Source organism: Pseudomonas sp. SDT291_1_S447, assembly GCF_054070155.1.
This window is the reverse complement of sequence record NZ_JBSVXS010000019.1, coordinates 75,848-82,005: the sequence shown is the minus strand read 5'-3', so window position 1 is coordinate 82,005 and position 6,158 is coordinate 75,848. Positions and strand designations below refer to the sequence as shown.

Annotated in this window: 2 protein-coding genes (1 of these 2 cut by a window edge); both read right to left on the bottom strand. The window is 63.1% G+C overall.

All coding sequences use genetic code 11. The annotated features are described in order from the left end of the window. Positions 1-69 precede the first annotated feature (69 nt). Positions 70-1,029: an alpha/beta hydrolase gene (locus ACW9IR_RS09470; protein WP_102900912.1), complete on the bottom strand. Its 960-nt coding sequence runs from the start codon at positions 1,027-1,029 to the stop codon at positions 70-72. A 52-nt stretch (positions 1,030-1,081) separates the two neighbouring features. Beyond that, on the bottom strand, positions 1,082-6,158 hold the 3' portion of the coding sequence (locus tag ACW9IR_RS09465; protein ID WP_457462911.1) for a non-ribosomal peptide synthase/polyketide synthase. It continues 9,911 nt past the right edge of the window; the window shows 5,077 of its 14,988 coding nt (coding positions 9,912-14,988); the start codon falls outside the window, past its right edge; the stop codon is at positions 1,082-1,084.

The window sequence follows — 6,158 nt, the reverse complement described above, 5'->3', positions numbered from 1 at the left end:
AAAGTGACCCGCCGTAAGGGCGGAACCCTAATCAGCAACACCCGCAGCAACGGATATTCCCCCCCCCCGTCAAGCCACAGCAAACACCTCTACCAAGCGCCGAGCAATATGCCCCTGCGCCTCTTCAGCCTCATCAATAATCGCCCCCATGCGCATGAAGTCATGGGTCATCCCCTCATAAACCTTCAGCTCCACCGCAACCCCCGCCGCCTGCAAGTGACGCGCATACGCCACGCCCTCATCGTGCAACGGATCACACTCGGCCAACACCAGCAGCACCGGCGCAACGTTAGCGTTAACCTCAGCCAGCAACGGCGAAAACCGCGGATCGAGACGATCGCTGGCATCACGCTGATAGTGCTCATAAAACCACTGCAGCGAAGCCTTCTCCAGCAGATATCCTTCCCCGAACTGCTCGATCGAAGGCGTGCTGCGACTGGCATCGGTGACCGGATAGATCAGCACTTGCAGACGCGGCTGCACAGCCGCATCCGCCAGTTGCGCGGCGAGCACCGTGGTCAGGCTACCACCGACGCTGTCACCGGCAATCGCCAAACGCGCGGCATCAATGCCCAGATCCGCAGCACTCGCCACCAGCCAGTCCCAGGCATCGCGGGCGTCATCAGCGGCGGTCGGAAAGCGAAACTCCGGCGCCAGCCGATACGCCACCGACAACACCACACAATCGGCCATCGCGGCCAACGCCCGGCACAGAGAATCGTGGGAATCAAGGCTGCCGACCACATACCCGCCGCCATGGAAATACAGCAGCGCCGGCCGCCCTGCCCCGACGCTCAGAGGCTGATTGCTGTAAAGGCGTGCGTGCAGACGCGTGCCATCGCGCACCGGCAATTGCAGCTCATCCACCACCGCCAACTCTTCGCCGCCGGCATCCATCAACAGCGACGACTGATCAAATTGTTCGCGGGCCTCTGCCGGGCTCAGCTCATGCATGCCAACGCGCTTGCCACTGGCCCGGCCGTTGCCGACCAGTTGCAGGAACGCGGCGATATCAGGGTTCAACGACATTCAAATCTCCAGAGCGCTCAAGCGCCAGCAGGCGCCCGAGCGCTGTTCAGGTTCAGGACATGGCTACAGGTTCAACGATCACGCCAAGCATTTCTTCAGCCTCGGAAAGGAAAGTTTCATCGCGCGGGATCTGGAAGTGCCCGCAATCGAGCCATTCACCGCCCATGCCCGGCTGCGCAAGTTGCGCCGCCAGTTCCCCGGCCTCCTCTTCGCGACCCAGCGTCCACCAGCAGATCGGGTTGACCGCCAAGGGTGCACAGCGATCCAGCTGCAACGACAGTTGCTTGAGTCGACGGGCCACGCTGAACACATGGGCCAGTTCATCGGCGCCCAGTGCCACGTAAGTCGACGACCCGCGTTCGGCACTCATGGCACGGGCGAACAGCGCCCGCAGGTTCTGCGCGGTTTCCTCGCCGTCGATGCGCAAACCTGACGCGGCATCCGGCAGGGTCACCCGCAGGAAGTCGCGCAGATCGGCCTGCCAGTCATCCACCGCGCCTTCGTTGACCTTGGCCGACGGCACGAAACTGTCCACTAGGCCGACGAATTTCACGGTCTGGCCAGCCTGTTCCAATTGCGCGGCCATCAACATCGCCAACGTCCCGCCAAGCGACCAGCCCAACAGGTGATACGGTCCGTGTGGCTGTTTCTCGCGGATCTGTGCCACGTAAGCGCTGGCCATGCTCTGCAACGAGACATCGTTGAATGCCGGATCCAGCAGCATCCGCGACTGAATCGCCAACACCTGACGACGACCGCTCAAACGGCGCGCCAACGGCTCGTAGTCGAACACCGTGCCGAAACCTGCATGGATGCAGAACAGCGGCGCAACGCTTTTGACCTCTGCGTTCATCGCCAACAGCCCGGAGGCTTTTTCGGCTGTCCCCTGCACACTGGCGACCAGCTCGGCGATGCTCGGTTTCTGCATCAGGTCGCGCAGTTTCAGGCTCAGACCCTGAGCTTTCAGCACGCGACTGCGGGCCACCACTTGCAGACTGAGGATCGAATCACCGCCCAGTTCGAAGAAGTTATCGGTGAGGCCGACGCGTTCGATTTTCAGCACCTCCTGCCAGATCTTCGCCATGGCCTTTTCCAGCTCGGTGCGCGGCGCCAGGTAATCCTGACGCTGTTCAGCGTCCGGGTTCGGCAGCGCCTTGCGGTCAAGCTTGCCGTTCGGCGTCAGGGGCATGCGTTCGAGCAACATCAGGTGCGCAGGCACCATGTAGTCCGGCAGGCTGGCCTTGAGCTGTTCACGCAGGCGTTCGCACAAACCGTCGGTTTGCGTATCGGCATTGGCCAGCACATAACCGAGCAACTGCTTGCCGCTGACGCCCTCGCGGGCTACCACGGCGGCGTCGCGCACGCCCGGTTGCTGCTTGAGACGCGCCTCGACTTCGCCCAGCTCGATACGGAAACCACGGATCTTCACTTGATGATCGATCCGTCCCAAGTAGTCAACAGTACCGTCGGCGCGCTGGCGAACCAGGTCACCGGTGCGGTACAGACGACTGCCATCGGCGCTGAACGGGTTAGCCACGAAACGCTCGGCGGTGCCGCCAGCCCGGCCCAGATAACCCCGGGCCAGCGCGCCGCCCAGGTACAGCTCACCGGCAAGGCCCACCGGCAACGGATTGAGATCGGCGTCGAGCACATAACCGCTGCGCTCGCCGACCACACTGCCGATTGGTGCGTAGGCCGCACCGCACTGATCGTCAGTGCCGGCCTTCCAGATCAGCGGCGTAACCACGGTTTCCGTCGGGCCGTAACCGTTGATGATGTACTGCGGCTGAAGCGCGCGTTTGGCCAGTTCGAAACTCGCCACCGGCACGGCGTCGCCACCGAAACAATAGATGCGCACCGGCGGCGGGTTGCCGTGCTGTTCCGCGTGTTCGGCCAGTTGCTGCAAATACACCGGCGGGAACGCGGCCACGGTTACGCCGTATTGATGCAGAGCGTTGTAGGTCTGCTCGGCAGTCCACAGGCTGTCGTCACGGATCAGCAAGCGTGCGCCGTGAGTCAGGGTGGTCAACCAGCGCTCATGCGCGCCGTCGAACGCGAACGACATGAAGTGCAGTTCGCAATCGGCCTCACTCATTTCATAACGTTGACCGATCGCCTCGCAGTGCATCGCCAATGGGCCGTGAGCGACACCGACACCTTTCGGCTGGCCGGTCGAACCGGAGGTGTAGATCACGTAAGCCAGGTTGCCCGGCTGCACCGCGACATCCGGTGCGCTGTCCGAGTGCGCGGCCAGCTCCAGTTGATCCAGCTCCAGCACATGCAGGTTGTCCTGCGTTGGCAGCACCTGACGCAGACTCGAATCACTGAGCAGCAAGGCAATCCCGGAATCGCGCATCAGATAGCTTAGGCGTTCGCGCGGATACGTCGCGTCCAGCGGCACATAAGCGCCGCCAGCCTTGAGCACAGCGAGCAGCGCCACGATCATGCTTTCGCTACGCGGCAGCGCCACGCCGACGCGTACTTCCGGGCCGACGCCTTCGGCGATCAAGGCATGGGCCAGACGGTTGGCGCGGGCGTCGATCTGGCCGTAACTGAAGGACTGGTCATTGAAGATCAGCGCCGTCTGCTCACCACGCTGCACCGCCCACTGGGCAATGCGCTGATGCACGGCGACTGCTTGCGAAGGTGCCGGCAGCGCCTGCGCGGTTGCGACCTGACCGGTCGGCAGACCAATGCGCCCCAGCGGTTGCGCCGCATCCTCGGCCAGCGCCGCGAGCAAGCCTTCCATGTTGCTGCGAATGCCTTCGACGGTCGCCCGATCGAAATGCTCACGCAGGAACATGTACTCGATCACCAACCCTTCTTCGAGCGTGACCATCAAGTCCATCGGGAAGTTGGTCAGGCCGGCGTTGCTGATCTCGCCGAACTTCAGCGAGTCATCGCGCCACTCGCGCAGCGCCTGGTCGATCGGGTGGTTCTCGAACACGATGATGCTGTCGAACAGCGATTGCCCGGCACGTCCGGCCCAGCGCTGCACGTCGGTGAGCGGAGTGTATTCGCGCTCACGCATTTCCAGGTTGAAGTCCTGCAAGTCACGCAGCCATTCGCCGACCGACTGCTCGGCCGGTACGTCCTTGATCACCGGCAAGGTGTTGATGAACAGACCAAGGATCGACTCCGACGCCGGCAGACTCGCCGGGCGCCCCGCTACCGTCGCGCCGAACGCGACACAGCGCTGGCCGCTGTAACGGCTGAGCAACATCAGCCACGCGCCCTGCACCAAGGTGTTGAGGGTCACGTGCTGAGCTTGCGCGAAGGCCTTGAGCTGTTCGGTGCGAACTTCGCCCAAGCGGCTGTACAACGCCTCGTGGCCGCGACCACTGCCGGTGCGCGCCACGGCGTCGGCCAGATAAGTCGGCTCGTCGAGCTGACTCAGGTGCTCACGCCAGAACCCTTCACTGGCGTTGCCATCCTGCTGTTGCAGCCAATTGATGTAGCGACGGTAAGGCACGGCGTCGGCCAATGGCTTGCCGGAGTACTGGCTCAACACCTCACCGATCAACTGCGAACTGCTCCAGCCATCGATCAGGATGTGGTGATAGGTCCAGATCAGTTGATAACTGTCCTCGCCCACCTGCACCAGCGTCAGGCGTTGCAGCGGCGGCTGATCGAGATCGAAGCCCTTGGCTCGCTCGGCATCGGCCAACGCTTGCAGTGCTTCGGCCGAGTGATCCTGCTCGCGCCAGTCAAGCAGGCTGATCGGCAGTTGCGGATCGGCGAGTACAAATTGCAACGGTTCGGCCATGTCCTGCCAGAGGAACCCGGTGCGCAGGATGTCGTGGCGCCGGCTGACGGTTTCCCAGGCGTCTTTCAACCGCGCCGGGTCAAGGCCCTGCACCGGAATGCACAATTGGTTGATGTAGAGATCCGACTCCGGCGCGTTCAGGCCGAGGAACAGCATGCCCTGCTGCATCGGCGACAGACGATAGAGACCGGCCAACTGATCTTGCGACAGCGGCAATTGCGCGACTTGCATCTCACTCAGACCATGCAGCGGCACCTCGATCAGTGCTGCCACCGGCTTATCGCAGGAGGCTTCAACGCGCAGGGCCAATTGCGCAATGGTCGGGTGCTGGAACAGGTCTTTCGGACTCAGTTCCAGGCCTTGCTGACGGGCACGGCTGACCACTTGAATCGAGATGATCGAATCGCCGCCCAGGGCAAAGAAGCTATCGCGGGTGCTGACCTGCGCCAGTCCCAGCACCTCTTTCCAGATGTCCACCAACGCCTGCTCGGTGGCATTGACCGGATCGACGTGTTGTTGCGCCGCCGTCAGTTCCAGTGCCGGCAAGCGCTTGCGATCGATCTTGCCGTTGGGGGTCAGCGGCATCTGCGCCAGCCACATGCGGTGCGTCGGCACCATGTAATCCGGCAGGGTGGCGCCCAGCCAGGCGCTGAGACTGTCATGCAAGTCACGTTGCTGCTCGGCGCTGGCGTCGACCGACGCCGGATCGCTCGGCACAAGGTAGGCGATCAACTGTTGGCTGCCCTGCACTTCACTGGCCACCACGACCGCTTCGCGTACGGCGACATGGGCCACCAGGCGCGCTTCGATTTCGCCGAGTTCGATACGCAAACCGCGAATTTTCACCTGATGGTCGATGCGGCCCATGTATTCCAGTTCGCCCTCTTCGCGTTCACGAATCAGGTCGCCGGTGCGGTACATGCGCTCGCCGTTGCTGGCGAGTGGATTGGGCACGAAGCGTTCAGCAGTCATCGCCGCGCGGCCCAGGTAACCACGGGTGATGCCGGCGCCGGACAGGTACAGCTCAGCCGACACACCTTGCGGTACGACGTGCAGATCGGCATCGAGCAGATGGCTGGCGGTGTAGTTCAGGGCACGACCAATGCGCGCCTGACCACCGGCAACGCGGCGGGTCCAGGTCGAATAGGTGGTGTCTTCCGACGGGCCATAAAGGTCGTAGACGTGCTCGACCGTCGACGGCTGATAAAGCGCGTCGACCAAGCCTTGCTTGAGCGGTTCGCCCGCCAGGTTGATGATGCGCACGCCCGCAGGAATCTGCCCGGCGCGTTGCAGTGCAGCGATGGCCGACGGCACGGTGTTGATCAGGCGTACCTGATCGCGCGCCGGCAACTGTGGCAACTCC